General features: G+C 71.2%; 6 protein-coding genes. 2 read left to right on the top strand and 4 right to left on the bottom strand.

The genetic code is table 11. From position 1 onward, the window contains the following. From VHK87_RS11895 to VHK87_RS11905, 3 genes are all read right to left on the bottom strand, one after another. On the bottom strand, positions 1-692 hold a 692-nt coding region (locus VHK87_RS11895), incomplete at its 3' end, for an acyl-CoA dehydrogenase family protein (protein WP_329635107.1). Between the two features lie 94 nt (positions 693-786). Next, complete coding sequence (locus VHK87_RS11900) at positions 787-1,551, bottom strand: SDR family NAD(P)-dependent oxidoreductase (RefSeq protein WP_329635108.1); 765 nt, start codon at positions 1,549-1,551, stop codon at positions 787-789. 156 nt (positions 1,552-1,707) lie between these two features. Next, positions 1,708-2,175 carry a cupin domain-containing protein gene (locus tag VHK87_RS11905; RefSeq protein ID WP_329635109.1) on the bottom strand — a complete coding sequence of 156 codons (468 nt, stop codon included), beginning with the start codon at positions 2,173-2,175 and terminating at the stop codon, positions 1,708-1,710. 111 nt (positions 2,176-2,286) lie between these two features. Here VHK87_RS11905 and VHK87_RS11910 point away from each other — a divergent pair, with 111 nt between their 5' ends. Further along, complete coding sequence (locus tag VHK87_RS11910; RefSeq protein WP_329635110.1) at positions 2,287-3,228, top strand: LysR family transcriptional regulator; 942 nt, start codon at positions 2,287-2,289, stop codon at positions 3,226-3,228. Here VHK87_RS11910 and VHK87_RS11915 read toward each other — a convergent pair. Then, positions 3,225-3,662, bottom strand: a complete 438-nt coding sequence (locus VHK87_RS11915; protein WP_329635111.1) for a helix-turn-helix domain-containing protein — start codon at positions 3,660-3,662, stop codon at positions 3,225-3,227. The two genes, VHK87_RS11910 and VHK87_RS11915, sit on opposite strands and share 4 nt — an antisense overlap. Before the next feature lie 76 nt (positions 3,663-3,738). Here VHK87_RS11915 and VHK87_RS11920 point away from each other — a divergent pair. Next, positions 3,739-4,377, top strand: a 639-nt coding sequence (locus VHK87_RS11920) for a class I SAM-dependent methyltransferase (RefSeq protein ID WP_329635112.1), incomplete at its 3' end; no start/stop codon positions are given.

Genomic DNA, 4,377 nt, shown 5'->3' on the forward strand with positions numbered 1-4,377 from the left:
TTCGGCGCGACCGCATCGGTGAAGAAGGTCTCGCAGAAAGGCGAGGCGCCGGCGATCAGCTTGATGGGCCGGGTCTCGATGCCCGGCTGGTGCATGTCGATCAGGATGAAGCTGATGCCGTCGTGCTTCTTGGCGGTCGGGTCGGTGCGCACCAGCGCCCCGCACCAGTCGGACCACTGCGCGCCGCTGGTCCAGATTTTCTGGCCGTTGATCACCCAGTGGTCGCCGGCGTCCTCGCAGCGCATCTGCAGGCTGGCGAGGTCGGAGCCCGCGCCCGGCTCGGAATAGCCGACGCACCAGCGCACCTCGCCGCGGACGATGGGCGGGATGTGCTGCCTCTTCTGCGCCTCGGTGCCGTAGTCGAGGATGGTCGGGCCGATCATGGTGATGCCCATGCCGAAGGTCAGCGGGTTGAAGGCCCCGGCGCGGGCCATCTCCTGCTGCAGCACGCGGGCTTGGGCGGGTGAGAGGCCGCCGGCGCCGTACTCCTTCGGCCAGGTGGGCGTCGCCCAGCCCTTCTCGCCGATCCGCTTCTTCCAGAGGGCCAGGTCGGAGTCGATCTCGCCGCCCTCGTCGGACAGCGCGGCTTGACCGGCCTTGCCCTTCAGCGAGGGCGGGAAGTTCTCCGCGAGCCAGGCCCGCGCCTCGGCGCGGAATTCCTCGAGTTCGACGTCGGCTCCGAAGTCGGCCATGGCCGTCCCTCCGTCTTTCTTTGTCTCTAGTTGACGGCAGCTTAGCGCGCCGCCGGGCGGCGACAATGATGACGTCGGGGCGCCCGCCGCCGCGTCAGGCGTTGCGGGCCGTCAGGCCGCCGTCCACGGGGATCACCGCCCCGGTAATGTACGAGGCGCCGGGCGCGCACAGGCTCACGATCACGTGCGCCACCTCCTCGGGACGGCCGTAGCGGCCCAGCGCGGTGCGGCGGCGGGCGAATTTGGCTTTGTCCTCGTCGGGGATGCCCGCCGTCATGCCGGTGAGGATCGGCCCCGGACACACGCAGTTGACGCAGATCCCGTCGCGGCCGAGCTCCACCGCCATTGCCCGGGTGAGGCCCACGACGCCGGCCTTCGCCGCGGCATAGGGGCTGTCGAAGGCGGTGGCGCCCAGCGCCTCGGTGGAGGCGACGTTGACGATCCGTGGGGAGGCCGAGCGCTTCAGGTGCGGCAGCGCCGCCCGCACGGTGCGCTGGTGGGCGCTGAGCAGCACGGCGAGGGAGCGCTCCCAGACCGGCTCGTAGGTCTCCGCCCCCAGCGGCGAGAAGCCGGAGACGCCGGCGTTATTGATGAGGATGTCGAGGCCGCCGAACCGCTCGGCCGCCGCCGCCACGACGCTCGCGATCTGCTCCACGTCGGCGACGTCCAGGGCCCAGGCCGCAGCGCTGAGGCCTTCCCCCGCCAGCACCTCGGCCACGGCGAGGGCGCCCGCCTCGTCACGGTCGGTCACAGCCACCTTGGCCCCCTGCCGCGCCAGCAACTCCGCCGTCGCCCGGCCCATGCCGCTCGCCGCGCCGGTGACGAAGGCGGAAAGGCCGGAGAGGAGACGATCGGTCATGCGGCCAGGCTAGCACGCCCATTTCCAGCTCCCTCATCCCGGAGGGCCTGCAAGGCCGATCCGGGACCCAGCTACGGAGCCTCGACCGTCTGGATCCCGTCTCTCCAGCCCGCTCTGCGGTCTTCCGGCGGGATGGCGAGATGGGTGGTGCGCCCCTCACGCCGCCATGGGAGGGCCGATGAGGTTGATGCGGCGGGCGGCGGCGAGGCGGGCGAGGTCGGCCTGCATTTCGGGGGTGGGCTCCATCGGCTCGGGCAAGCCGTCGGTTTCGGCGGGACGGCCCGCGTCGCGGATCAGGCCTTCGAAGTCGGGGCCGACGCTCATCACCAGCATGCGGGCGCCTTCGGGGCTCTCCACGCGGAAGCTGTGGGGAACGCCCTTGGGGCCGATCAGGCTGCTGCCGGGGCCGGCCGTCACCTCGTCATCGCCGACCTTGAAGCGGATGGTCCCTTCCAGGATGTGGAATATCTCGTCCTCGCGCTCGTGCACGTGCAGCGGGGGCGAGTCGCCGTACGGCAGGCGGTGCTCCTGCACGCACAGCCCGTCGGCGTCGGCGGCGGAGGACTTGAGGAAGCGCACGCGGGTGTTGAGGAACCACAGGGGCTGATCTTGCGGGGTTTGCATCTTTCCGACCTTTGGTTTGAAGGTCGCCGGCGGAGCCAGCGGATGCCCATCGATCTAACGGGACCGGACCCCGCACGGAAATCGCCGTTCGCTATGATCTGAATTGAGCCGATGAATTTCGCCGCCTTCGATCTCAACCTGCTGCGGGTGTTCGACGCTTTGGCCCGCGAGCGCAGCGTCACCCGCGCCGGCGAGCAGGTGGGCCTATCCCAGCCGGCGGTCTCCTCGGCGCTGAACCGGCTGCGGGCCATCCTCGACGACCAGCTGTTCGTCCGCCGGGGCGCGGAGATGGCCCCGACGCCGCGGGCCGAGGCGCTGGCGCCGGCCGTGCGCGAGGCGCTGGCGAGCCTCGAGCGGGCGCTGGCGGGCGATGCGCGCTTCGACCCAGCCAAGGCCCAGCGCACCTTCACCCTGCTGGGCGCCGACTTCTTCTCGACCCTGGTGATCCCGAGGCTGCACGAGCGGATCGCGGCGGAAGCGCCCGGCGTGCGCCTGCGCCTGCTCGACACCGCTTTCGGCGACGTCGAGCGGCTGCTGGCCGCCGACGTGCTGGACCTGGCGCTGGAGCGTCCGCTGCAGCTGCCCGAATGGGTGGCGACCCAGGCCTTGTTCCTCTCGCCCTTCGTGCTGGTCGCGGCGAACGATCACCCGCAGATCGCCGCCGCCGGGATCGCGCCCGGCGAGGTCCTGCCGCTGGACCTGTTCTGCGCCCTGCCCCATGCGATCCGTTCGGTCGACGGCAGCCTGTCGGGGATGGTGGACGAGGTGCTGGAGGCCTCGGGACGCCGGCGCGAGGTGGTGCTCGGCCTGCCGCACTTCTTCGCCGTCGCCCGTGCGGTGGCCGCCGGGCACGTCATCGCCGCCCTGCCCCGCCAGTTCGCCGACGCCTTCGCAAAGCAGCTGGGGCTGGCCATCTACGCCCTGCCCGTCCCCTCGCCGGCGCCCGAGATCCGCATGTATTGGCACAGCCGCCACCAGAAGAACCCGGCCCACGTCTGGCTGCGCGAGGTGGTTGTCGAGGTGATCGCCGAGCTGGAGCCGGGCGGCCGCTAGACCTCCACAGCCTCGAAGGCGATCCGCGGCGCGGCCGGCAGCAGGCCGGCGCCCGCCGAGCGCAGGATGAGCCGGAAGTGTTTGCACTGGGTGATGTCGGGCTCCGGGCAGGCGGCGGCGTGGCGGAGCCCCTCGCGCATGGCGGTGAGCCGCTGGATCAGCTTGTCGATTTCCTCGGCCTTGATCGCCAGCCGGCGCTTGTCGATGCGGGTGCGTGGGCCCCTGCCGACCACTTCGCCGATCTCCTGCAGAGAGAAGCCTGCCGCCCGACCGAGCGAGATGAGGGCCAGGCGCTCGATGACGACGGGCTCGAACAGCCGCTTCAAACCCCGCCGGCCCACCGAGGCGATCAGCCCCTGCTCTTCGTAGTAGCGTAGCGTCGAGGCCGGCACGCCGGTGCGGCGGGCGACCTCTGAGATGTCGAGCAAAGACATGCTTGACCTCAAGTCGGCTTGAACTTGCACATTGCCTCCACGCCCAGGTTCCCGCAACCCATCAGGAGACACGATCATGCCCGACGCCGCCATCGCCAACGCCGACCAGGCCGCCCATTGGAGCCAGGCCGGACAGGTCTGGGTGGAGCATTCCGGCGCCCTGGACCGCTTCCTCGACAACGTCACCCCGCCGCTGCTCGACGCCGCCTTCCCGGGCGAGGGCGGCCGGGTGTTGGACATCGGCTGTGGCTACGGGAGCACCACGCTGGAGATGGCGCGCCGGCTTGGGCCGAAGGGCCGCTGCGTGGGCGTCGACATCTCGGCCGCCATGCTGGGTCTCGCCAGGGCGCGCGCCGCCGACCTTCCCAACGTCGAGTTCCGGGAAGGCGACGCCGAGACGGCGGATCTCGGCCAGCAGGCGTTCGACGCGGTCATGTCCCGCTTCGGCGTGATGTTCTTCGAGGACCCCATCGTGGCCTTCGCCAACATCCGCCGCGCGACGCAGCCCGGCGGCAGGCTGGCCTTCGTCGCCTGGCGCAGCCCGATGGAGAACGCCTTCTTCGCAGCTCCCGCCATGGCTGCCGCGGCTCTGATGCCATCGGTCCCGGCGCCCGATCCGGACGCGCCCGGCCAGTTCGCCTTCGCCGACGCCGGCAAGGTGCGGGGCGTCCTGGAGCGCTCCGGATGGAGGGAGATCGCCGTCGATCCGCTCGAC

Origin of the sequence: Phenylobacterium sp., from assembly GCF_036263695.1 — a bacterium.
Taxonomy (GTDB): domain Bacteria; phylum Pseudomonadota; class Alphaproteobacteria; order Caulobacterales; family Caulobacteraceae; genus Phenylobacterium.

Bases quoted from the DNA above. Each gene is read 5' to 3' on its own strand.
- VHK87_RS11910 (WP_329635110.1), top strand. From the start codon at position 2,287: ATGAATTTCGCCGCCTTCGATCTCAACCTGCTGCGGGTGTTCGACGCT.
- VHK87_RS11905 (WP_329635109.1), bottom strand. From the start codon at position 2,175: ATGCAAACCCCGCAAGATCAGCCCCTGTGGTTCCTCAACACCCGCGTG.
- VHK87_RS11900 (WP_329635108.1), bottom strand. From the start codon at position 1,551: ATGACCGATCGTCTCCTCTCCGGCCTTTCCGCCTTCGTCACCGGCGCG.
- VHK87_RS11915 (WP_329635111.1), bottom strand. From the start codon at position 3,662: ATGTCTTTGCTCGACATCTCAGAGGTCGCCCGCCGCACCGGCGTGCCG.